Below are 23,139 nucleotides of genomic sequence, written 5' to 3' on the forward strand. Positions count from 1 at the left end.
CACTAATAATACATATGGAAAAAAGTTTCATATATTCAAAATACATACTATCGTGCAACGCCAATGGGTCAGACCCCGTTTTTACAGGTATATATTTCGAATTGCGAAATATACTTTTTAAGATATACTTATAGATAGGAAATTAACTTAGTAGATCAGGAGTTTTGCATCGTGAATAATCAGAATTATAGTAAGGTACTCATTGCAGGGTTGCTACTAGTCGGGTCTTTTATTGCTGTCTTGAACCAGACGTTAATGATTACGGCGATTCCGCCATTGATGATAGAAATGAATATCACTGCCAATACTGGCCAATGGCTAACAACGGTATTCATGCTGGTGATGGGGATTATGGTCCCGATTTCTGCTTTTTTAATTGAAAAGTTTACGACGAGGCAGCTTTTCTTGTCAGCTATGGGTATTTTTACGTTTGGAACGGTAATCGCAGCCGTCGCGGGGAATTTTCCTGTTCTTCTTGCTGGGAGGATTATTCAATCGGTGGGGGCAGGAGTGATGATCCCATTAATGCAGACGGTCTTTTTACTCATTTTTCCTGTGGAGCGACGAGGTACCGCGATGGGTTACATCGGTCTTGTGATTTCGTTTGCGCCAGCAATCGGTCCAGTTTTATCTGGATGGATAATAATCACTTATGAGTGGCGCTATATGTTTTACGGGATTTTACCGTTAGCTATAATAATGTTGATTGTCGCTTATTTTAGTATGAGAAATGTGACGGAACTTAAAAATCCGAAGGTCGATCCTGTCTCCATTATGTTGTCTACCTTTGGTTTTGGGGGACTTCTATACGGGTTCACCAGTGCAGGGAATAATGGCTGGGGGAACTGGCAAACGTTACTATTCCTTGCCTTAGGTTCACTGACCATTTACTTTTTCATTCGACGCCAGCTAGGGTTAGCACACCCGATGCTTGAATTCCGAGTGTTTAAGGCGAAGATGTTTACACTATCAACAATAATCTGCAGCATTGGCTTTTTGGGCCTAATTGGACTTGAGACACTAATCCCCCTCTATATGCACAATATGCGCGGCTTTACAGCCGTCGAAGCTGGAATTGTGTTGCTTCCAGGAGCACTAATAACTGGGTTTATGGCACCTATCACGGGACGACTTTTTGACCGATTTGGTGCGCGGGTGTTAGCGATTCCTGGTCTTATTATTATGACGATTTCATCCTTTGCCTTTTTGTTCATTGATACAAACACGTCAATTTTGTATTTAAGTGTGATGTATGCAATCCGGATGTTCGGCTTTGGGATGGTGATGATGCCAGTCAACACAGCTGGATTAAATGAAATTCCAAGAAAGTTAATTCCACACGGGTCAGCGGTGACAAATACAATTCGCCAAATGTCAGCATCGATTGGAACTGGGCTGCTTGTGACAGCGATGACCACTGCTGAAAGAGCGGGGTCTAACTATCCGCAAATTGCAAATCCTGATATTTTTGGTGCCATCGTGGCATTTGGGATGATTGCGGTATTAACCTTTGTCTCCTTAATTCTGGGTTTTAAAGTGAAGAAAACCCAAACTCCAACCGATGAACAATGGGAAGCAGGAGCGTAGAATATTGGGGTCTGACCCCCATTGTGTTAACGCGTTTACTCAGCGGGGGTCAGACCCCGTTTTTTTTGGGTATAAATTTTAGAATATTCAGTATATAATATAATTAGTGGAAGAATTTACTTTGTACAACAGGCAAAAACATATAAAAGAAGTATTAAAATCTATTAATCTGGAGGGAAATGAAATGGCAAAACTATTAGTAGTTTATGATCAACCAACGAACAAAGAGGGGTTTGATGCACATTACTTTGGTACCCACATTCCTTTGGCTGAGAAATTACCTAATGTTAAGAGTGTTCAAGCCAATCGTGTATTAGGAGTCCAAAACAGCGATTTAAATCCATACTTAGTGGTTCAAATAGAATTTGATAATATGGAAGAGCTTAATCAAAACATGGGTTCTCCGCAAGGAAAAGAATTAACCGCAGACGGAAAGAATTTAATGGAATTTATTTCAAAGCCACCAACTATTATGATCGTTGATTGATGTGTGGGGTCTGACCCCCATTGTGTTAACGCGTTAACGCAGCGGGGGTCAGACCCCATTTTTCTTTGTGAAGACTTTTCCATTATTTAATTCACACCAATCTAATAATTCGTCATATGTTTCCTTTTCTCCGTATTTTTCAAAAAACTCTTCCTTAGTTTCAAATACTTCCACCGAACCGTTTTCTAGTAATTTTAACATTTGAAAAGTATTTAATTGGAACACATTTGAAACGGCTATTAACTCACCTATATGGATATCTTCAGCAAAATTTTTCATGATTTCCGCTCCTTTTACCAATATAGACTTATCTTTACACTTTCTTTATAGAATAATCCATAAATGTTCTAAACGACACATGCTCATCTTTTATTTTGGCAGTGATACACTTAACCTTCTATTCCTTCAGACAGCCCATTCCTCTGATATAATATAAGCATCTTTATCTACGTAAAAAAGTCATTTGAGGACGCCAAGTTATAAAAGTATGCACTCTTAATTATTCTGATATTTCTGTAAATAGATTCAATAAATGACCTATTCTCGAGTTTTGAGCATATAAATAGGTTAGCTTCTAGGAAACGCTTGTCTGACATTTGTATTATTTCCAATTCAACGGAGGGGGACAATTTGTCAAATGCAGGGGAAAGAGCTTTAGCGGCAGCCTCACAGCTCGAGAAGATAGGTTTTGTAGATTTTACGGTTGATTTGGTCAGAGGTGTTTACCAGGTTATTTTGAATGGCTCGATGGAACAATTAAATGCTTATGCTGATTTTGTTTCAAAAGTAGCAAAAACACTTGAAGAATATCAGGCAGAAGTATTGGGAGCAAGCACAGAAATCGAGTTAAATCAAAAAGCGGATCAGTATATTAAGGAAATTTTTCAACTAGGTGCGACAACCACTACTCACTCACTATCTGAAAATACTTATTTAAGCATGAAGGAGCATTTTTCAGGAGTAACGATGTCTGATAGTGAGAGTGGAAGGAGTAAGAGTTTTGATGATTATGTTAAGGGCAGCGATGGAAATAAAACTATTTCTCATCAGGATTTGAGCTTACTTGTCGTCGAAAAACTCAAGCAGTCAGCAAAAGAATCGTACGACCTGATTAAGTCAATCCTAAAAATAGGAATGCAAAAAGTAGTCATAACAAACGGAGAGATTAATACGAAACTAACTTTTCATGTAGATGCAAATGATACCACCTCAAAAACGAGTAATACTTATAACACGAGATCTTCTAATTGGGGAATCGGGGGTTCAATGTCAGGAAACTATGGTGTAGGTATCGTAGACTCTGCTATAGGAAATTACATTGGAGGCAGGCTGTCAGGAGGGTATCGTAGTAGTAAACTGAATGTAAATGTTGTCAACGAAAAATCAACCTCTGCAACGAATGTAAATATTGATGTTTTAGGAAGTGTTAAGATCCAGTTCAGAACTGAAACATTTCCTTCAATAGATAGTTAAGCTATGGAGATCAATGATTCTCTTGTAATGATTCAGTATGAAGTACAAAAGAGTTTTGAATTTATTGATGCAACAAAAAGCAAGGATAATAGTGACGATTCTGTCCTTCATATTGGATTGGAAAAAGTTAAATTAGAGTTACCAGTGGCCTTATCATCTAAAGAAGTCGTTCAAAAGCCTGGATTATAAAAACTTTGATAAGTATGTAAAGCGTTTAAAGCTACCCTATCATGAAAAAACTGTTATTGACCGATACTATTTACCCCGTAAAGAATTGAAAGGAAACACGGTTGAATTAGAAATAATTGGACCAACTGAAAAGATCGATGAGAAATATTCTTTAGAATTAATAGGACGATTAAAGGTTACAATGAAACCAGTCATTAAATAAGTTTTTCCTCGGATTAGAAATGAAGGGTATTAGTGTGTCTCTATTGAGTTTAGTTTTACTAATAAACTTTTAAGTGGAAATAAAATAAAAAAAGTATTTGCGATAAAGTCTTTGTTTTCAAAGTGTAGCCTTTTTGAAGGAACTACACTTTTTCTATTTGTAACCAACTAACCTTATCTGGGAAAAATGCGTGTGGAGGACCTCTTCGCGTAAGAACCACCGTCCTTTTCTCTTTTCTTTACTAATTAATTTATTAAATTAATCCATAAGAGATTTAATTTTATAAAGCCTCTTTGAAGTTAGCGCCCCCTTAGAGTAAGCTGTACCTTTAAAAAGGAAACGAATTGGATAAATATAAACGTTTGCAGAACAATTTCTTCTAACTGGCTTTCCCTGTAGCCTTATTTTTTACAGCAGTCTTTAAGGGTTAAACTAACTGATGCTGAACCAAGCAACACCCAAAATCTAAAAAGCAAACTAATACATAAACAATAGGGATTATCGATGCAAAATGGAGAAAAAAGCTCAAATAAAAAAGAGGGAATTTTAAAAAGTATACTTCTTGAAGTTCGTGATTCAATCTTCATCGAAGTAGTGGGAAGAATTTTATTATTTGTTCCAAGAATAATAATAAAATAAATAAAAAATATATCTTAACAAAATGGATAAAAGGTCGAAACTGCTTTTTCATTCAGCGCAGTTAGTTAAAGAAAATAAACTTATAATTAGGAGAGTTACAATGCATAAAAGTTGATAAGTAATGAGTACTGAAATAAGAAGTGATAATGTAATAGATAGTCATGCTCCTTAAAGCTTATTTTGTAGAGAAGCAAGGGATTCTCTTGCTTCTTTAGTTTATCTATACGAAGGAAACATAAGAGCATTTCCTGTGTCTCTTTAGATCCTTTTGTCATTGTTAACACTTTAAACGAGAAAGCATATGTAGAAGAGAGAATCGTCTAGTAAGCTAGTAAAGTATAGGTACGGTTTATTTCGTTTGGTTTAAGAGTGTTTCAATTTTTTCCTTAAAGCTGTCGTAAACATACAACCATAAAGTTTCATCCGTTATAAATCTCCCAGTAAATGTCTTAATAAATTCTTTTTGACGTTCTGTAAATGTAGGATCTTCTTTTGGCGGTAGTAAGGAACGACCTTCATCAACGAGTTGTTGGATTTGTGGAGCACGCGGTCCCCATTTTCCAAGCAACGTTCCATCCTCGTCTAGTATTAAGATGATAGGAATCGCGCGCCCCCCGTTCGTAAGGTGACGATCAATAAGAGTCGTGTCGGCATCTCGCAAGGTGACACGCATGTCAATGTTTGCAGCTTCCGCCAACTTGCGAATAATAGGGTTAATCATCATTGCATCTCCGCACCAATCTTCAGTGATCGTTAAAAAATGGAGATGGTGCTGCTGTAGTTTTTCTGCAAAGCCATCAGCTGGAAGTTGAAATTTTTCATAAATCGTAAAGCTTTCCTCTTTCAGCTTACTCATTTCGTCCATATACGTTTGAATGGATTTTCCTTCAATAAAAAACTGAAGTTCGGTTTTCATAAAAATTCCCCTTTCTTTTATATTTTCATATTAATACCGACACTTAAGGAATGCAAAAGTTCTGTTTAGGTCAGTATACTGTGGAGGGTACGGATTATTATCATGGTAAAAAATTACTGAATTTACTACTTTGCATTGCAAGATAGTATTTCTTTAAGTACACTATATTGTAAAGCAAGGTACCGAAACGGAATAAAAATAAATGACGTTTCTACGGGTCCACTATATTGTAATACAAGGTAGGTGAAAGAAATGACTATTAGGAGTCAATTATTGAAGGGGATATTGGAAGGGTGTATCCTCGCTGAAGTATCCAGGCAAAAAGTATATGGCTATGAGTTATCCATGAAGCTGCAAGAGTATGGGTTGGAGGTTAGCGAAGGATCGATTTACCCTATATTACTTCGTCTTCAGAAAGAAAAATATATTTATGGAAAGATGGAAAAATCTGCTAGTGGACCTAATCGAAAATATTATTACTTAACAGCGCAAGGAAAAGAGGCATTAGTCGATTTTAAGAAACAATGGGAAGGAATTAAAATTCCTGTCGATCGCTTATTAAACGGGAAGGAGCAATCCTAATGAAAGCACAAGAGTTAATTAAGTTAAACAATAATTTTAGGAATAAACTCACGGAGGAAAATCGGAAGTACTATGAAGATATGCTTGTTTACATTCGGTTGTCCTATGACAAATCGGAACAGGAAACAGAAGAGATATTATCTGAATTATTAGGTCATCTTATTGAAGCACAAGAAGAAGGGAAAACGGTTAAGGATTTTTTCGGATCTGAACCAAAGAAGTATGCCGACCACATTATCGGAGAGCTTCCAAAGATGTTAACGAAGGAAAGACTTTTTCTAGGTAGTATGGCGATTTTTTATTTCTTAGGTGTGTCCGTTTTTTTCATTGGTCTGGTTCGTATTTTTAATCAGTATGTTGTTCCTATAGGTGGAATGACTAATGAGTACTATATTCTTTCTGTGGCAGTAAAAACTTTAGTATCGATCCCGATTGCGGTTCTCCTGTTATTAGATTGCGTTGCAATATTTAAGATGGTCTTGCTTCCGAAATATCTCGAAATTAAAGGAATTCTTCATCTTATGGGGTTGGGGTATCTTTTCTATAGCGATCTTTGTCCTGGTATACTATTTTATACCTGATATGGGTCCAGTAATTGAGGTTTCTGGATGGGTGACTGCCTTATTAGGTATTGCCCTCTATCTTGCAGGAATTTTAGTGCAAAGAGTAGGTACAACATAAAAACATAAAAACAAAACCGAAAAAAATAGTGAAATAATGGGATCTTTTCGAGACTCTGAAGGAGCATATTTCCTATTAATTATGTGAAAACGATAGTATGCACGTTTGCAATTGACTGCGGCAATTTTTAGATAAAGTGAAAAATACTATATTGACAAAATTTTAAGTTTCATAGATAATAATCTTAATTTAATAACTGGTACCTTTAATTCAGTCCTGTGAGGCTGACAAGGTAGGTCGTTACAGATAGGGGATTCGTGTGTCTTTTGAAGCCTTATCTATTTAAGCGTATCTAGGTTTCTTGTCAGCAAAAAAGGTTGATGAGAAACCTTTTTTGTTGTCTAAAAACCACCGATCGTAACGAGAGCTTCAACCTCCATGGTGCCAGGAACCTATAATATTGGAGGAATAAGTTATGAAACAAACAGTTGATCGAGATTATGCATTACAACCTGTGCCGCAATCGGCTCGACAAGGATTTTGGAAAATGTTCGCGGTGATGCTAGGACTCACCTTTTTCTCAGCAAGTATGTGGTCTGGAGGAAGTCTTGGTGTAGGATTAACATTTACTCAGTTTATCTTGATCGTCATTGCTGGAAATTTAATTTTGGGTCTTTATACGGGTACATTAGGTTATATTGGAGCTAAAACAGGGTTATCGACACATCTATTAGCACGTTACGCTTTCGGTGAGAAAGGCTCATATGTTGCATCGTTTATGCTAGCTGCAACGCAAGTCGGCTGGTTTGGAGTAGGTGTTGCGATGTTTGCATTACCAGTACAAAAAGTGACAGGAATTGACTCATATATTTTAATTGCGATTGCTGGTGTATTAATGACAGCGACTGCTTATCTAGGAATGAAAGCATTAACGGTATTAAGTATTATCGCTGTTCCATCTATTGCTGTTCTAGGGAGTTATTCGACGTTTGAAGCTGCAAATTCAGTTGGAGGTCTTGGTGGATTACTCGAGTATCAACCAACTGAAACAATTGCAGTGGCTGCAGGTTTAACGATTTGTATCGGTTCTTTTATTAGTGCGGGAACTTTAACACCAGACTTCGCTCGTTTTGCTAAAACGAAAAAAACAGGATTTTTTACGACGGTCATCGCTTTCTTTATCGGGAATTCATTAATGTTTCTTTTCGGAGCTGTCGGTGCAATTGCAACGGGGCAATCTGATATTTCTGAAGTGATGTTTTTACAAGGTCTAATCATTCCTGCTATTATTATCCTAGGCCTTAATATTTGGACAACGAATGACAATGCGTTATATGCTTCGGGATTAGGGTTTTCACACATTACGAAAATTTCTAAAAATAAGGTTGTCATTTTTAACGGAATTGTTGGTACGATTTTTGCGATGTGGTTGTACAATAACTTTGTTGGTTGGTTGACGTTCTTAGGTTCAACGCTACCGCCAATCGGTGCGATTATTTTAGCGGATTACTTTCTTGTTCGCCGTAAACAAGGTTTAAAAGAAAGTGCAATCCAAGTCGTGAACTGGACAGCATTAGCAGCATGGGTGATTGGGGTATTAGCGGCAACATTTATTCCAGGTATTGCACCGTTAAATGCACTGTTTGGGTCAGCTATTGCTTATATTGTCCTTACAATCATCAAAAACCGTTATAGTAAGAAAAATCAAGAAGAAGTAGTTATTGAGCAGAAAAAGGTGAGTTAATTTGTTAGTAAAAAACGCAAAATTACGTGGCCGTGATGGCCTTTGGCAAATTTTAATTGAAGACAATCAATTTAAAACGATCTCTGAAAATGTAGAAGGATATGAAGGAGAGATTTTGGATGTGGAGGGCAATCTTGTCCTTCCTCCATTTGTTGAGCCGCATATTCATTTGGATACAACACTTACAGCAGGTGAGCCTGAGTGGAATAAAAGTGGAACGCTTTTCGAAGGCATACAACGCTGGTCAGAGCGAAAAGAGTCGTTAACGAAAGAAGATGTAAAAGTTCGTGCAAAAAAAGCATTAACATGGCAAATAGCACAAGGCATCCAGCATGTACGTACACATGTTGATGTAACAGATCCTTCTTTAATTGCCCTAGAAGCCTTGTTAGAAGTAAAAGAAGAAGTCGCTTCAAATGTCAACTTACAAATTGTTGCTTTCCCTCAAGAAGGGATCTTGTCCTATCCTAATGCGGAAGAGTTACTAGAAGAAGCGCTTCGTATGGGAGCAGATGTCGTCGGAGGCATTCCGCACTTTGAATTCACTCGTGAGTATGGTGTAGATTCGATGAAAAAGGCGTTTGCACTTGCTGAAAAATATGACCGTCTCGTTGATATTCATTGTGACGAAATTGACGATGAACAATCACGTTTTGTAGAGGTTGTAGCTGCAGAAGCATATCGTCTCGGGATGGGAGAGCGTGTGACTGCGAGTCATACTACAGCAATGCATTCATACAATGATGCGTATACATCGAAGCTGTTTCGTCTTTTAAAACTCTCGAAAATTAATTTCGTAGCTAATCCACTTGTGAATATTCACCTGCAAGGTCGTTTTGATAGCTACCCGAAACGTCGAGGGATTACACGCGTCAAGGAGCTGCAAGAGGCTGGGATTAATGTCTGCTTTGGGCATGATGATATTTTCGATCCTTGGTATCCACTTGGAACAGGGAACATGCTGCAGGTTCTTCATATGGGAATCCATGTTTGTCAGCTGTTAGGCTATGATCAGATCGTTAATTCGATCGACTTAATTACGAAAAATAGTGCAAAAACATTACACATTGAAGATCAGTATGGAATTGAAGAAGGAAAAGTAGCGAATTTCATCGTTTTACACGCAGAAGATGAATATGATGCGATCCGACGCCAAGTACCAGTTCGCTATTCTGTTCGTAACGGTAAAATCATTTCAGAAACGAAACCAAGCGAAACAACTGTTCAAATGAATGACCAAATACAACAAGTCACGTTTAAAAAGTAACATAAAATCATATTTAAAAAAATGGTTCGGTTCACACGCCGAGCCATTTTTCTATTTTGTTTCAACCAGCATATGAAATAGATGATTCCAGATCTTGCTCGCTTTCAGTTAACGTATCCTGTAAAGACACCTTATACTCCACGTACATTTTCTTACCTTCTACGTTCTTCTATTCTCCTTTTTAAAATTCAATAGGGGAATCGAATTATTCTTTTATTAACTTTTCATCGATTTCGATCGTTTCTCCTGGTGATTCTTCATGCCAACAAAAAGCGAGCCAATCATAACCATCGTTGCACCGAAACGAATGGATTTGGCTATGCCACCATGTGTTCGTATTCCACCATCAGCAATAACCGTTTTACTTGCTGCTTTTGCATACCAACGAAGGACTTCCAGCCTCCAGTTCTGGGACGGTCTTAATAAATAGTTGTCGAATACTTAAATTTAAACTAATGTAGAAGTCGGATTAAATGTTAGAGAAAAATTTAAAGGTAAAACATGTGGATATAATTGTAAAAAAGAGAAAGCGTGGGGACAGAGCTCGTTTATATTGTTTTGCTAAACAAACGAAGGATAGAACTATCCCCTTGCTTCTGATAATGAATTGGTACTTCGGAAAACAATTGTGTGATAGAAAGTAACTATGTCAATCGAATGTAACGAAGCGTAATTTGATAATGGCTACCTTCTTCTTCACTTCGATATTCTCGTCTCTCCATATATTGTGACGCAACTTTATTTAATGGTACGACATTTACATTAATCCCACCTGGTGACATGGATTGACTACTTGGTGGAAGTGGGAAATTAGGGCTAGTCAGCATCCCTAAGTCTCGCAAACCTAACCCGATATGATCTTCAATAATCAGATCAGCAGGAGCCCATAAGGCTACAAAAACCAAGATTGCTAAGGAAATGGCAGCACCTATTGCAGAAGCCCACGCTGCGCTAAGACCTAAAGCTAAAGCTATGGCACCTGCTGTTGCTCCAACGGAATTAGCAATTGTATTCCAACTACTCTTTAAAGCCTGCTCAAAAGCATCGGAAAATTCTTGTATTTGTTCTTTAAAAGCATCTTCGCTATCGATTTCAAATCCAACGATGGACAAACCTACTCCGCTAAGGTTGCTTCCCTGGAAAAGGTTTCGAAGCATATCGCGAAATTCCCCTGAATCAACACCATCGAATCTAAAATTGTTTGAAATAATCTCACCTGGAACAAAGTCAGTCGAAATTGGGGTTGCCAAGATACGAATGCCGACTTCATCAGACCCTGGACCGTCTGTTTCTTCAGGAACATCCAATCTTACGCTTGAGATTTGAAATGTTGCCGTTGCTGGAGGCAAAACTTCGATGAACTGTTCTACAATGGTTTGACTCGGTCCTTGAGTACCCACTCCTGTGTTATTTTGCTGAAACACTGTAATCCCGTAGATTCCTGGTGGGAGATCCTCTGGAACCTTGAACGTTATAATGTCTTGAACTGTACAGCCTGCTTCATTAACTGGAGTAACAATATCACCACATACATGAGCATCGACTACACGAGTAGGCACCGCTCCAGACCTGGATCTGATGTGAACCTGTGCATTAACGTCAAAAAAGTTTACCCCTTGCAACTTCACTGCTTCTCCTGGAGAAACTTCAGGTACTTTTAAGCAAATTGGGTCTGCACCAAGGCCAGGAATAACACTGTTTCCAGGACAAGGTGGAGGTTGAATCTGACAAACTAGCTCATTATTTACATCTAATTGACATTGTTGCTGAAACTCATGAGGAAGGAAATCAGCTGGATGAGTTGAAAATTCATTGGTACGAATGCCATTCACACTACAAATACTTGGTCTTACTTGTACTCTACCATCAGGTTCGATAAAAGTAATTCTTGGTAATCCAGGGCGTTCTTCGGCTATGCAATCCTCATCGCCGTAGGTCTCTAAACTTGTTCTTTTCAGCAGCTCATCAGAAACGAACATTCCAAGTTGTGTGGGGTCTACTGGTTCATCCCCAGTAAAAACTGGTGCTAATAGTTGGTTCAGTTTTTCTGGAGGTATAGTGTCAATTTTTTGAAGCGAACAAACCATCACCTCTCTCACTTCTGGAGAAAGATCACCAAGGATACCAAAAACCTCATCTTCGAGGTCATTTGCAGGACTGGCTCCATTCACGAAACGTCTTGCCATTTGAAAGAAAGCAGCTGCCAAAACACTTGGTATCTGCATATTTTCAGAAAGTCTATTAACTTTTTCAGTAATGCTCTGTTTAGGCTTATGTTCAGGTGAAGTAGGTACACAAGCATTGACTAACTGAACACTAACCGAAGCTGTTGCTGTAAATATTGCCGTAGGGGCAAAACCAGCTACTAATTGACTATCATCCACTGTGGCTGTTATTTCCGCTGAACCCACAGAAACAGCCGTTGCCAATCCATTATCATCTACCGTAACGATATCCGTATTAGAGGATGAAAAATCGGCCTGTGCTGTTAAGTCCTGGGTAAATCCATTAGTGAAAATTCCCATTACTTGAAATTGTATTGTCTCCTGTACTTCTAGGGTTACAGAAGAAGGATTAATAAGAATACGTAATAACCGAGGTGGTTGAATTCCCAATATTGTACACTCCTTTAATAATAAAATAAATAGGATCGATCATAGGCTTACAAGATAAATTGTCATCGATCCATAGAACACGCGGTATGATACTTAGATACTTACTAAAATATCTGTAGTATCTGTCATAAGGTGGAAAGTTGAACTTCAGTCTTTTAATCTAGTCTCTGAATTTTCTTCGCTCTCTTTTTGAGTTTCCAATCTCCCTTCAGTGATGATATATAGCAAGTATATTCTTCATTATTTAAGCCTGTATCAGCTCAAAACTACTAGCCCCATAAAAACAGGAAAATCATCCTAGGATAAGGAACTAATTAGAATTGTTTTTACTACTAGGTTGACAAATAAAGTATTAAGGGATAAAGGTAGAGGAGGTGTCGATGTACATTGAACAAAACGTTTTGAGCTACAGGGGTAAGAGTTTTATGAATCAACTATAAAGGAATCATTGCCAACCTAACATCCTTTCACTAAGCTAATTCTGTCTACTTTAGGGGGAAATTCTTATTGTTAAAAGATATAGAAAAGAGTTTATATCAAAGGTTATGTTGTCAACGTTTTATTAACATCCTTTGGTTAGGCTCACTGCATTTAGTAAGAGAAAATCAATGGGATAAAGCTGTAGATACATAAATAAAATACAAAATGATTTAAGCTATAAATTAGAGAAGAAAAAAAAGAGAAGTTTAATGAATTAGCGAAATACTTTTCAAGAATGAAACTTTTTCAATAGGGAATATATAGAAATTATAGAAAGAAAGAATTCGATTTTATAAGATATTATATCAAGACTATTAGTGTTTATTTGTAGGAAGTGTATCTATATAATAAGATACGCTTTTTTACTTGAATGCAGTTTAGCCAGCAAGGTCGGAACACACTAGAAAATTATTCAAAACAACGGAAGATATCTATTATTTGTAAGAATTTTCTTTATAATATATAAAGGTAGGCACTACAGTAATATAATTTAAACATACTTCATTTGAGAGAAGGCGCTAACATGAAGGTAATAAATCTTTTTATGACAGGCTTGGTTATTTTACTTTTAACAGGTTGTGGCAGTTCATTCAACAGTAATTCATCCGCATTACAAAAGCAGGAGAACACCAGTGCTTCTGAAACAGGAGAAACAGAACCGTTTGATTTACCTGAAGTTGCTGAGATCTCATTTCAGCCTCTTGAACTCAATGAATTATTAGAAGGAGAGCCACGAGAAGATTGGGAATATATAAAGTCTGTTCCTCTAAGTGTATTAAAAGAAAAAAACGTTACTCTTCATGTTTACAAAGATACCGACCCAAACGGTTTGTGTAATAATTCAACCGTTAGCATTCTAGAATATGATGATAAAAAATATGAACTAAATGAATGTACATCAGAGGGACTATTACAAAAATATCTAGAAGAGATAGGGGCTTTATATGCAATAGATCACCTTTTTGATGACCAAGAGAGGAAACAAGTAGTTCTCACAGGTATTGAATTGTTTGCTAACGGTCCAGGAAGAATGATTTTTGTAATCTATGATATTACAGATGAAAAATTTCTAACATTTGAGGATTGGGGAATTCCTTTCATTTCAGACTTAGAAGAAGGTGAAGATTTTCTTGTAGTTCAATTTCCAGGTTTACATTTGCACTCACCAGATGTGAACATTTACAGGTCGGTTAAAGGACAATTAGAAAAAAGTCAAAGTTTAAAAGAAGCTCTAGAAATAAGCAATCAACAGGAATACCTAGAATTTGATGGTAGCAGAAGATTATTCATTGCTTACTCACCGTTGGATATTGGCGGTGAAGAATTTATTAAAGTGCAGTATAAATATGAAAACGGAAAATTAGTTAAATATTAATTTGTTCATATGAACTACAAAACGCATCACTCCTCAACCATTATAAGAGAACGATAATTATGTTCTCTCATTTTCTGTTGTGTGAAACTGCATGATGATAAACAGATTGGATTAACTCACAAGATATTGCTGTCATTGTGTAGTTCAACAGGGAAGAGGTATATAAAAAAATTACTTGTAAAATGAGCGGAAGGGTAGAGGTTAATGAAAAAATCTATTGGAGTTCTCCTGACCATAATCACTTTATTTTTGGTTGGGTGTAATAGTGATGACAATATTATAATAGAAGAGAAGCAAAATGAAATAAAGGAGTTAAAAAATAAAATTGTTGAGCTTGAAGACACCGTTAAGGAGCAGCAAAAAGTAATTGATGAGTATGATAAAGAATTTTCCTACTTATTAAGTTTTACAGATGGAGAATTAAAAGCATATGAAAGATTTTATGAAGACAAAGATGTACAACATCTAGCGGATTATTCTCCAGAAAAAATAGTGTTGCTTTATCTCCATTCAATAGTCATTGATGATGTTGAAGCAATTTATTCACTAGTATATACCGATGGCACTTTACCTGACCTATCTACCTTTACGCAGAAGTATTATAGTGAGGGTCTTCATAAAAAAGGATCGGAAACCACACTAGACTTTAGGTACTATGATTTAATTACAGTTAGAGAAGATAATAATACTGAAAATACGGTAGCTGTGGAAATAGGTGTGAATTTTGGACTTTTTCACGCAACAGAAATCTTAGAATTAAAAAAAGAAGATGGAATATGGAAAATGAATATTTTACATTTGTTGTAGTTTTTTTTTGAGTAGAAAATAGAGTAAACTTTTTCAGCTTACGGTGCTTTATTTCAAAGAGGAAGTAGAGCTTTCTTTTTGAATAAAATTACAAATCGACTTTTCAGGATAGAATGAGGAGAGCTAATAAATGAAGAGATTGGAAAATCTATCGGAAAAAGAGCTGCTAGAAAAGGAAGATGATTGGTGGGAACGAGAGGATGAAACGAGTCTCCAATGGATTAACGAAGGGGTCAAGATTTTTAGAAATCTTGCGAGGGTGGAGCCGAATGAAATCCGCTTTAAAGAAACGCTTGCTTATTTATTACTGATAAAAGGAGAAGACTTGAAAATTCGCCAGCATTCTTACGAAAGAGCGATCATACCATTTCATCAAGTGGTCAAAATCGATCCTATAAATGCAAGGGCCTATTACCGCTTAGGGTTTCTTTATTTTTATAAAGAGGAATGGGCGAAATCAATTGATTCTTTTCAGCGTTCTCTCAATTGTTATCCTACACATCCCCGTAATCGACTCGAAAAGGAACAGCAAATAAAGGCCCATTATTACATATTAAAAGCGACACAAATTATTTTAACTGAAAATCTTGCCCAGGTTGAGCGAATTCCTTCTGACGACCTTGAGCTGTTTTCGGAAATCAAATCTTTATTAAAAGAAATCAAAACAACTGCTCACGCAGAAGAAATGCCTTATCAAATGGTTGTAGATGGGAAGGAATTTAGAGAGATTAGTGAGCGAGAATACGAACAGCTTTCAGATCCTTTTGAAAATAAAAATTGGATTATATTAAATCAGCGTAGTTTAAACGATGCTACTCTGTCATTTAATGGACGAGAGATTTCAATTCCACCACAAGTACCTTTGCTTGAGTTTTTAATGCGTAATCCTAAAGGGGTTAATAGTAATGAAATTATTCAAAGAAGATTTCGTCAATCAAGGGATCCAAATGCTACGTTAAGACGAAGTATATCGAGACTACGAGAGCGATTGGAACCATTGGTACCATTGAATGATTTGATAGAAACAATTGACGGAGGTTATCGCTGGAATGCTTTTTATAACTACCGAATGTTTAAACATACTCGAGATGTGAGCACCGACCTGCTTCTGGACTAATCCAGAGGCTTTTATTGTTGTGACAGAGGTGTCACAGGAACTTCACTATACTCATGGTGAGACAAAAATTGAAAGGAGAATGTTAAGGATGAAAAACATATACCAGGTTTTCGTTTACGGTACGTTACGTCAGCATGAGTCCAATCACCACCTACTAAAAGAAGCGAGGTGTGTGAGTCGTCAATGCTGGACAAATGGAACTCTATATGACACAGGTTGTGGGTATCCAGCAATGATCGCTAGTACGAGTAATAGAGTCTATGGTGAAGTGTATGCCGTAACGGACGAGCAGCTTAAACGACTAGATGAGTTAGAAGGTTATGCAGGTGAAGGCAAAGACAATTTGTACGAGCGAATTACACAGGTGATTTATACAGACTTTGAAACAACCGAAGCGTTTGTTTATGTATTTTCTAATGACAACGTTTGTGAGTTGGATGAACTTGAGTTCGGTGATTGGAAGTGCCATCGTTATTTACAGCAGGATGAATTGCTATACTTTGCCTATGGGTCATGCATGGATGAACAGCGGTTTCAGCTAGCAGGCGTGAAATACGAGTTTGAAAGAGTGCTAGGGTGTGGTATTGCCAAGTATTACTCGTTAGCGTATACCCGAAAAGCTCATGATGGCGGGAGAGCGGACCTCATAGAATCGGAAGAGGAAGTGGAAGGAAAAGTCTACCACATTTCCCGTGAAGCTTTACCCTACTTATACAGGAGAGAAGGTGTGACTGCTCACATTTATCGACCTGCTTTTGTTGATATAGTGATGGATGAAAAAACATATAGAAATGTTCTAACGTTTTTAGTCGTTGATAAAACGGAGGCAGTGGCCCCACCAGAGCATTATGCTACAGAGATTCTACGAGGGGCTAAAGGATTTGTAAGTGATAGTTACTATCAAAAGCTCGAAACGGATCTGCATATTAAATTTAAAATAAATAATAACTAGTCTACGGTTTGAATATGTTTATTTACAGACCAACTCCTTGTTGGATTCCAACTCCCGACATATGCTAGAAATTAGACCATCATTAGCCATGATGGTTTTTTTGTGTCTCTAATCAACTGCTTTCTTATGGCGATTAATTAGTTGTTTTACTTGCTTATTCGGGATGTGACAGGGGTGTCACGGCTCTTTTGAGATAATTAGAAACGAAAGGGAGATGATACGATGAAAACATGGAAGCAATTATTTATTCGTCACGGATGGATGTTGGCTGAATTAGAAGATAATAGGTTTAATTGTAATAAAGAAACTGAAGCGAATCTTCAATTTTTATTGGAGTGTCTTGGGAAGGCGAACGTTAAATTTGTATTCAACCAGGGAGTGTTAATCCTTTTAGAAAAAGCAATCGAGGAAGAAAAGTGGATCGAGTCCATTGATTTTCCTGAACGTGGAAGAGGGGAAGGCTTATGGTTTCAACCTGGTCAAGAATCCCCAAAGGTACGTGAATTAGATGTATATATTAGCGGAATCGTACGTCAATTAAATCGACTCGGTTTCTATACAGCAGGGTCATGTGATGGTCACGGTCGAAGAGGAGCTCATGTTATGCTTACAGAAGAGTGTAACATCGAATGGCTCAATGTAATGCTACTAGGCCTCGGGATAAAACGTGTTTATTGGCGGGAAAACCGTAATTGTTACCATTTACAATTACCTTTTAGCCAAAATGAGCTCCTTGATTTAGCCGAAAAAATGAGCCTGATTGATAAGAGTTGGCTTGGGCAGGGCGTAGATTTTATAAGAGAACAATTATTCTATCTACAGCTTGAGCAATTGTTAATGATTCCTGGAGTAAGTGGTAAGAATTTTATAATTTAACTGTTAGCCTTCAAGGGGAAAAGTCACCAAATGATTAATCTTACTAACAAAATTGAAAGTAATGAGAATACTTGTAGAAGACTATTTCATCGTTCTTGTCTCTTTTTGTTTGATTTCAAGCAGGAGCCATGTAACCAATGGTAGACCAACCGAAATAAAAGCAGTGACAGGGTAAATTTGCTGTAAATAAACTTCAAAAAATTGTTGTTGATCTTCAATTAAAAATAATGAGAAAAGCAAAACAAAGAAGGATATGCCGATGTGAATTCCCCACTTGTTCTTTTTCACTAACCATTGTCGTATTCCTAGGTTTAAAATATATTGGAAAGTAGCCATGCGAATTACACATCCTACAACAATCGTTGCAATGCCGTAAATATCAATTCTTTCAATAAATCCAATAGAAACAACCCTTACCAAGCTTTGAGCAGGATATTGTAAATCCTTGACTTGCTCTGAACCAAATACTGCTAAGGTACTAATGGAGGTAGAAATAAACATCCATGTAATTAATAAGACTGTTATCATGTTTGTAAATAGGAAAGATTTAGCTTTGCTATGTTCCTTTCTTAAACGTAACATCATAAGGAGAATAAACTCTCCAAATAACGCAGCTGTTAGTAACATACCTAAAAGAATAGGTGTTGTGCCATATTCAAATAAAGGAAACAAATTCTCATAATTTTTTTCAGGTTGCCCTGCAATTGAAATTGTAATACCAGTTACTATAATAATTAATAACAAAGGCTCTGCCATACGAGCAATGCTTTCCATTCCTAAATACATCCCATAGATTACAACGATATAAAACGATATAGCAAATGCCCATTTAGGGGTTTCAGGTAAGAATATAACATAAATAAAATCAAATAACGCGTATGCTGTAATGACAACCATATAAAAGAAGTAACTTAGAATACTTATGGATAGTATTTTCCCTAAGATAACTCCAAAAGCTTGTTCTAACATTTCAACTATTGTTTTTGATGGATATAAGGTATGGAGCCTATAGAGTACAAAAGCAAACAACAATCCAATTGGAACAGTAAATAGAATGGAAATCCATCCGTCCCTGCCACTTGTAGCAAACAAAGGCTGAAGCAGGAGAAAGTGACCTGTAACGGGTAAAATCATTGATATTAAAAAGACGGATTGCCGGTAAGAGATATATTCCATTGATAATTACTCCTTATTTTTTGTACCTATACGATCCTTAATCAGTTGACTATGAGCAATATCTGTTTGAACTTCTATTACAATAGGTAGTGTAGGGTATATTTCATCCCATTCTTCTCTATTGATTTTCCAATACTCCCTATTTGATCGTCTAATAACTTCAGCAAATTTCAATACATTTACTTTATATTCTTTTTGAATTTTATTAACGGCATGTACTAATTCATTTTTTACTGTTTGAGCATAAATGGTTTCAATGGTTTTTAGTGTATCTTCGTTAATTGGAAAAGGTGGATTGATATCTCCTATGACAGCCTTTTCTTTAATTGTTATCTTTATCTTTGGTTCTGGCATATCAAAAACTGCTTCTATTTTTGATTGAGAATTTTTGATTTCTACAGTTGCATACTGTGGTTCGTTGTCGTTAGATCCTTGATTTAGATTTAGGACTTGTAAACCACCTTCAACTTCACCCAAAATGCGCAACATACTTCTTGTTTCTATAGGAGATAATTCACCAATCATTTTCTCTTCTTTAAAGAGAGCGGTACCCAGAATATCAAAATCTTCTTGATTTTTTTGAATTATAGGAAGGTAAGGGTCCTGGAAAGGCTCGGCTATCAGTTTCTTAAAGTCTTTAAGTTCAACATAGGGAGCTTTAGATAAATCTGCTTGATTTTCCATTGCTTCGCGAATTGCAATAGCAGGAACTGGATGAAGTTCACTCTCAAGTTCCAATAATTCTCTTGCTTGCCCTTTAGAAATAAAGCAAATCATTTTGGGTCTCGGTTCATGATCTCGATATAAAAAATCTGTTGCAGCTAGGATATTATTTTGAGCAATGTCAGAACTAATTATTAATGCATCAACATGCTCCCACAGTTGTTTTTTCCCCATTTCATATATGAAGTTACGGACCGCTTCAAAAATCGTGACCCCTCTACTAGAACGTGTAATAAAACCAGTTGGTTGCTTTTCTTCGATAGCTATTGGTTGAATCGACTGAGTAGTAACTTCATATTCTCCCGAATCAACTAGATCAATACCTACTCCTGACACAATTGCTACATCTGGTAGCTCCATAAGTCCCCAACAACCAGATAAAAGTAGAGTACCAATTAATATTGCAATCATTTTTTTATTCATTGTCATTATCTCCAGGTTTAGATGGGGGTTTTTGCATGCTCCCTTGTCTTATTTGATTTGAAGATGGAATAAATTCTGGCCGTTGATTAAATGTCCAGAGTGGAGCTCTGATGAACGTATCCTTCCATCCACTCCACGTAATCGGAAACCAAGGTGCCATATAATGCACACCAAATGATCGGAGGGAAGCAACATGAAGAAGGACAGCACTCAAAACGAGCATGACACCGTACATACCAAATATAGATGCAGCGATAAGATAAATGAGACGCAGTATCCCAATGGCATCATTTAAGGCAGGTATTAAGAAAGTGGTAATCGCTGTAGTTGCAATAATAATGACTGTTGTTGTACCAATAAGTCCAGCATCAACCGCTGCCTCCCCTAAGATTAAACCACCGACAATAGCTACAGCTTGTCCGATAGATTTTGGCATCCGTATTCCACTTTCTTTCAATAGTTCAAAAGCAAGAACCATTAAGAAAACTTCGATGAATAAGGGAAAGGGTACTCCTTCTCTAGCAGCGGCAACATGTATTAAAAAATCAGTAGGAAACATTTCCTTGTGATAATTTTGAGCTGCTACATATGTAGCTGGGAGTAAGGTTGCAATAAAAAAGGCCATTAATCGTAAAAAGCGCATTATTGAAGAGTAATAAGGGCGTGAATTATAGTCTTCTGAAGATTGAAATGACTCCAACATTAAAAAAGGAGCAATCAATACCATAGGAGTTCCATCAACAAAAATAGCAACTCGTCCTTCTAATAGTCTTGCTGCGACTGTATCGGGCCTTTCAGTATGTGCGATAGTTGGGAATAATGAATAGGGTCTATCAGTAATCAATTCTTCTATGTATCCTGAATCGAGTACAGCATCAATATCTATGTTCTGTAATCGTTTTTTTAGTTCGTCTAAAATATCATTTGAAACAATATTTTCAATATAGGCAATTGAAATATCTGTTTGTGATAACATTCCTAAAACCATACCTTCGATTTTTAGATTAGGGTGATGAATTTTGCGACGTAGCATTGAAACATTTGTCTGCAATGTTTCTCCAAAAGCTTCGTGGGGACCTCGTATGACTGTTTCTGTAACGGGTTCAGAAATTGCTCGTTTTTCCCATGAACGCGCTCCGATGATAAAAACCTCATCAATTCCATCAATAAAAAGTAGAGGGTCTCCTTTAACCAAGTTCCTTAGGGCATTTTGCATTGAGCTATCTTTTTTAAGGTTAGTAACGCTAAGCAATCCTTGTTCAATGCTATCGTATATAATTTGAAGATATGGCTCTTTATCTGTTTCAAATTCCACTAAAGATTTTATTACATGTTCATTAATTACAGATTTATCATATAAACCGTCAACTGCAATTAATAATGCTTTAATTCCATTCGTTTTTCCTATAGTAAAAGAGCGAAAAATAATATCTGGTGCATCTTTAAATATACTTGCAAGAAGGTTGTAATTTTCAATTAAATCTAAAGAGATAATTTGTTCAGTAAAAGACTTTTGTGTTTTTCTACTAGTGGCAAATTCAACTTTTCTTTTTATCCACCTAATCACAGATATCACTCTTTTTCCCTATTATTTTTACTGATTATATCTTTCACTTTAATAATTTGTATTATTCAAGAAAACTCCCCACACATTTAATTCACTATGTATTAAAAATTTTCGGCTAGTACTCTTTTATAGTAATGTAAACTTGAATTAGACCTAGCCTAGTACCAAGTTCCTTTAGCTGTAAGGAAGTTACCTAATCTAAGCTTTTCTTTAAGTACATAATACTGAATTGTATTGATTTCTACTGATATGGAGAAAACTGCTGAATTATTATAAACACTTCCTACATTTAAAGTTGATTTAAAAATAAGTCCCCCTTATTTATGTAACAAGGCTAAATGCTTAAGCTATTCTCCTATAGCTCTTTTAACAGAAAAGATCTCTCCCCGATTAAAACCACAGTGACAACAATCAGGAAAGATACCTAACCTACAATTAAATTTCAAGTATAAAGTATAAAAGGATTTATTAGCCTATAATTTCAGTAACCATCTCTTTACTTCAACATTAGAAGGCGTATACTTATTAAAATTACATTTTTTTATCATCGATTTTTGCTTATCAATAATTATATAATTAAATAAGTGAACAAATTTTTAGCTATATTCATCCGAACGTGCGTTTTGCCTGATAGGCTAACATAAAATAAATTCCTTAACATCACGAAAAGACGAAAGGGGTGTCCACGATGCATGCAATCTGGATTGTCGCTGAAGACAAAATTAAAGCAGCCATTAAAAGTGGCGACCTGGATAATTTAAAGGGCATGGGGAAACCGATCGTGTTTAAAGATGTTCTCCCAGGAATGCCCGAAGAAACGAAGATGGCTTACCAAATGCTACGCAATGCGGGATTTGATCCTCTTCAAGTTGAAAAAGAAATAGAGGAACAAACCAAAGGTGCGAAGTTAGATGAGTTATTAGAAGAAAGACAAACGAAAGAAACCAAATCGTTTAAAAAATATGCACAAAAAATTTACAATCGGTTTTCAAAGTAAAATAGAATGGATATTGTTTTTAGCTCGCAAAAAGGGATGGTTCTTTTGCTTCTTTATGTAAATGAGGAAGCGTGAGAACTGTCCTTTTGGTTTTTTACGATATATGAATTAATTTGCAAAATAAGTGAAAAGATTTTCGTTGACCTTCACCTATGCGTAAAGGTTTATAGTAAAAGTATCAGGAGGTGAACAAATGGAATACACCATACAAAAGCTAGCTCAGCTGGCTGGAATCAGTACATATACAGGGGTCTGACCCATTGGCGTTGCACGATAGTATGTATTTTGAATATATGAAACTTTTTTCCATATGTATTATTAGTG

Annotated in this window: 21 protein-coding genes and 1 pseudogene; 15 read left to right on the forward strand and 7 right to left on the reverse strand. The window is 36.5% G+C overall.

What is annotated here, in order from left to right; genetic code table 11:
- The first annotated feature begins 171 nt into the window (after positions 1–171).
- Both GKP30_RS22725 and GKP30_RS22730 read left to right on the forward strand, forming a co-directional pair.
- On the forward strand, positions 172–1,587 hold the full coding sequence (locus GKP30_RS22725; RefSeq protein WP_407928667.1) for an MDR family MFS transporter: 1,416 nt from the start codon (positions 172–174) through the stop codon (positions 1,585–1,587).
- A gap of 184 nt (positions 1,588–1,771) precedes the next feature.
- Positions 1,772–2,074, forward strand: coding sequence for an EthD family reductase (locus GKP30_RS22730; RefSeq protein ID WP_216831759.1), 303 nt, complete (start codon positions 1,772–1,774; stop codon positions 2,072–2,074).
- Between the two features lie 48 nt (positions 2,075–2,122).
- On the opposite strand, the gene GKP30_RS22735 is transcribed toward GKP30_RS22730, so the two are convergent.
- Positions 2,123–2,353 carry a hypothetical protein gene (locus GKP30_RS22735; protein WP_216831760.1) on the reverse strand — a complete coding sequence of 77 codons (231 nt, stop codon included), beginning with the start codon at positions 2,351–2,353 and terminating at the stop codon, positions 2,123–2,125.
- Between the two features lie 351 nt (positions 2,354–2,704).
- Here GKP30_RS22735 and GKP30_RS22740 point away from each other — a divergent pair, with 351 nt between their 5' ends.
- The 3 genes from GKP30_RS22740 (at position 2,705) to GKP30_RS23835 (ending at position 4,577) form a co-directional block, all read left to right on the forward strand.
- Positions 2,705–3,547, forward strand: coding sequence for a hypothetical protein (locus GKP30_RS22740; RefSeq protein ID WP_216831761.1), 843 nt, complete (start codon positions 2,705–2,707; stop codon positions 3,545–3,547).
- A gap of 3 nt (positions 3,548–3,550) precedes the next feature.
- Positions 3,551–3,736: a hypothetical protein gene (locus tag GKP30_RS22745; protein ID WP_216831762.1), complete on the forward strand. Its 186-nt coding sequence runs from the start codon at positions 3,551–3,553 to the stop codon at positions 3,734–3,736.
- A 706-nt stretch (positions 3,737–4,442) separates the two neighbouring features.
- Positions 4,443–4,577 (forward strand): hypothetical protein, encoded by a 135-nt coding sequence (locus tag GKP30_RS23835; RefSeq protein WP_268884711.1) that lies wholly within the window; start codon positions 4,443–4,445, stop codon positions 4,575–4,577.
- Between the two features lie 349 nt (positions 4,578–4,926).
- On the opposite strand, the gene GKP30_RS22750 is transcribed toward GKP30_RS23835, so the two are convergent.
- Positions 4,927–5,493: a thioredoxin family protein gene (locus GKP30_RS22750; protein WP_216831763.1), complete on the reverse strand. Its 567-nt coding sequence runs from the start codon at positions 5,491–5,493 to the stop codon at positions 4,927–4,929.
- 252 nt (positions 5,494–5,745) lie between these two features.
- Between GKP30_RS22750 and GKP30_RS22755 the strand changes: the two genes are divergently transcribed.
- From GKP30_RS22755 to GKP30_RS22770, 4 genes are all read left to right on the forward strand, one after another.
- Positions 5,746–6,075 (forward strand): PadR family transcriptional regulator, encoded by a 330-nt coding sequence (locus GKP30_RS22755; protein ID WP_216831764.1) that lies wholly within the window; start codon positions 5,746–5,748, stop codon positions 6,073–6,075.
- On the forward strand, positions 6,075–6,656 hold the full coding sequence (locus GKP30_RS22760; RefSeq protein WP_236035308.1) for a DUF1129 family protein: 582 nt from the start codon (positions 6,075–6,077) through the stop codon (positions 6,654–6,656). Before GKP30_RS22755 ends, GKP30_RS22760 begins: the two co-directional genes overlap by 1 nt.
- A 515-nt stretch (positions 6,657–7,171) precedes the next feature.
- A complete protein-coding gene (gene codB / locus GKP30_RS22765) occupies positions 7,172–8,440 on the forward strand; it encodes a cytosine permease (RefSeq protein WP_216831765.1) in 1,269 nt (422 codons plus the stop codon).
- A gap of 1 nt (position 8,441) precedes the next feature.
- Positions 8,442–9,707: a cytosine deaminase gene (locus tag GKP30_RS22770; RefSeq protein ID WP_216831766.1), complete on the forward strand. Its 1,266-nt coding sequence runs from the start codon at positions 8,442–8,444 to the stop codon at positions 9,705–9,707.
- 64 nt (positions 9,708–9,771) lie between these two features.
- On the opposite strand, the pseudogene GKP30_RS22775 reads toward GKP30_RS22770, so the two are convergent.
- Both GKP30_RS22775 and GKP30_RS22780 read right to left on the reverse strand, forming a co-directional pair.
- A pseudogene (locus GKP30_RS22775) lies at positions 9,772–10,112 on the reverse strand (IMP dehydrogenase); the annotation flags it as partial.
- A gap of 239 nt (positions 10,113–10,351) precedes the next feature.
- A complete protein-coding gene (locus GKP30_RS22780; RefSeq protein ID WP_216831767.1) occupies positions 10,352–12,322 on the reverse strand; it encodes an Ig-like domain-containing protein in 1,971 nt (656 codons plus the stop codon).
- Between the two features lie 1,003 nt (positions 12,323–13,325).
- Here GKP30_RS22780 and GKP30_RS22785 point away from each other — a divergent pair.
- The 5 genes from GKP30_RS22785 to GKP30_RS22805 all read left to right on the forward strand — a co-directional run bounded on the left by GKP30_RS22785 (position 13,326) and on the right by GKP30_RS22805 (position 17,929).
- The gene (locus GKP30_RS22785; protein ID WP_216831768.1) at positions 13,326–14,177 is read left to right on the forward strand and encodes a hypothetical protein; all 852 of its coding nucleotides are present in this window, start codon (positions 13,326–13,328) and stop codon (positions 14,175–14,177) included.
- A 204-nt stretch (positions 14,178–14,381) separates the two neighbouring features.
- The gene (locus GKP30_RS22790) at positions 14,382–14,984 is read left to right on the forward strand and encodes a hypothetical protein (protein ID WP_216831769.1); all 603 of its coding nucleotides are present in this window, start codon (positions 14,382–14,384) and stop codon (positions 14,982–14,984) included.
- A 130-nt stretch (positions 14,985–15,114) separates the two neighbouring features.
- Positions 15,115–16,101 carry a tetratricopeptide repeat protein gene (locus GKP30_RS22795; RefSeq protein WP_216831770.1) on the forward strand — a complete coding sequence of 329 codons (987 nt, stop codon included), beginning with the start codon at positions 15,115–15,117 and terminating at the stop codon, positions 16,099–16,101.
- A gap of 88 nt (positions 16,102–16,189) precedes the next feature.
- The gene (locus tag GKP30_RS22800; RefSeq protein ID WP_216831771.1) at positions 16,190–17,053 is read left to right on the forward strand and encodes a gamma-glutamylcyclotransferase; all 864 of its coding nucleotides are present in this window, start codon (positions 16,190–16,192) and stop codon (positions 17,051–17,053) included.
- A 222-nt stretch (positions 17,054–17,275) separates the two neighbouring features.
- Positions 17,276–17,929 (forward strand): hypothetical protein, encoded by a 654-nt coding sequence (locus GKP30_RS22805; RefSeq protein WP_216831772.1) that lies wholly within the window; start codon positions 17,276–17,278, stop codon positions 17,927–17,929.
- 81 nt (positions 17,930–18,010) lie between these two features.
- On the opposite strand, the gene GKP30_RS22810 is transcribed toward GKP30_RS22805, so the two are convergent.
- From GKP30_RS22810 to GKP30_RS22820, 3 genes are read right to left on the reverse strand one after another with little or no spacing between them, the layout of a single operon-like run.
- Entirely contained in the window at positions 18,011–19,105 is a 1,095-nt protein-coding gene (locus tag GKP30_RS22810) for a GerAB/ArcD/ProY family transporter (RefSeq protein ID WP_216831773.1), read from the reverse strand.
- Positions 19,106–19,111: 6 nt separating this feature from the next.
- Positions 19,112–20,251, reverse strand: a complete 1,140-nt coding sequence (locus tag GKP30_RS22815; protein ID WP_216831774.1) for a Ger(x)C family spore germination protein — start codon at positions 20,249–20,251, stop codon at positions 19,112–19,114.
- Entirely contained in the window at positions 20,244–21,818 is a 1,575-nt protein-coding gene (locus tag GKP30_RS22820; protein WP_216831775.1) for a spore germination protein, read from the reverse strand. Before GKP30_RS22820 ends, GKP30_RS22815 begins: the two co-directional genes overlap by 8 nt.
- A gap of 688 nt (positions 21,819–22,506) precedes the next feature.
- Between GKP30_RS22820 and GKP30_RS22825 the strand changes: the two genes are divergently transcribed.
- The gene (locus GKP30_RS22825; RefSeq protein ID WP_216831776.1) at positions 22,507–22,815 is read left to right on the forward strand and encodes a DnaJ family domain-containing protein; all 309 of its coding nucleotides are present in this window, start codon (positions 22,507–22,509) and stop codon (positions 22,813–22,815) included.
- Positions 22,816–23,139: the final 324 nt, after the last annotated feature.

This window comes from Alkalihalobacterium elongatum, from assembly GCF_019024285.1.
Classification (GTDB): Bacteria; Bacillota; Bacilli; order Bacillales; family Bacillaceae_F; genus Alkalihalobacterium; species Alkalihalobacterium elongatum.

Excerpts from the sequence above, each read along its gene's own strand:
- GKP30_RS22730 (WP_216831759.1), top strand. The coding sequence starts at position 1,772 with ATGGCAAAACTATTAGTAGTTTATGATCAACCAACGAACAAAGAGGGG.
- GKP30_RS22735 (WP_216831760.1), bottom strand. The coding sequence starts at position 2,353 with ATGAAAAATTTTGCTGAAGATATCCATATAGGTGAGTTAATAGCCGTT.
- GKP30_RS22745 (WP_216831762.1), top strand. The coding sequence starts at position 3,551 with ATGGAGATCAATGATTCTCTTGTAATGATTCAGTATGAAGTACAAAAG.
- GKP30_RS23835 (WP_268884711.1), top strand. The coding sequence starts at position 4,443 with ATGCAAAATGGAGAAAAAAGCTCAAATAAAAAAGAGGGAATTTTAAAA.
- GKP30_RS22750 (WP_216831763.1), bottom strand. The coding sequence starts at position 5,493 with ATGAAAACCGAACTTCAGTTTTTTATTGAAGGAAAATCCATTCAAACG.
- GKP30_RS22755 (WP_216831764.1), top strand. The coding sequence starts at position 5,746 with ATGACTATTAGGAGTCAATTATTGAAGGGGATATTGGAAGGGTGTATC.
- GKP30_RS22760 (WP_236035308.1), top strand. The coding sequence starts at position 6,075 with ATGAAAGCACAAGAGTTAATTAAGTTAAACAATAATTTTAGGAATAAA.
- codB (WP_216831765.1), top strand. The coding sequence starts at position 7,172 with ATGAAACAAACAGTTGATCGAGATTATGCATTACAACCTGTGCCGCAA.
- GKP30_RS22785 (WP_216831768.1), top strand. The coding sequence starts at position 13,326 with ATGAAGGTAATAAATCTTTTTATGACAGGCTTGGTTATTTTACTTTTA.
- GKP30_RS22790 (WP_216831769.1), top strand. The coding sequence starts at position 14,382 with ATGAAAAAATCTATTGGAGTTCTCCTGACCATAATCACTTTATTTTTG.
- GKP30_RS22795 (WP_216831770.1), top strand. The coding sequence starts at position 15,115 with ATGAAGAGATTGGAAAATCTATCGGAAAAAGAGCTGCTAGAAAAGGAA.
- GKP30_RS22800 (WP_216831771.1), top strand. The coding sequence starts at position 16,190 with ATGAAAAACATATACCAGGTTTTCGTTTACGGTACGTTACGTCAGCAT.
- GKP30_RS22805 (WP_216831772.1), top strand. The coding sequence starts at position 17,276 with ATGAAAACATGGAAGCAATTATTTATTCGTCACGGATGGATGTTGGCT.
- GKP30_RS22810 (WP_216831773.1), bottom strand. The coding sequence starts at position 19,105 with ATGGAATATATCTCTTACCGGCAATCCGTCTTTTTAATATCAATGATT.
- GKP30_RS22815 (WP_216831774.1), bottom strand. The coding sequence starts at position 20,251 with ATGAATAAAAAAATGATTGCAATATTAATTGGTACTCTACTTTTATCT.
- GKP30_RS22825 (WP_216831776.1), top strand. The coding sequence starts at position 22,507 with ATGCATGCAATCTGGATTGTCGCTGAAGACAAAATTAAAGCAGCCATT.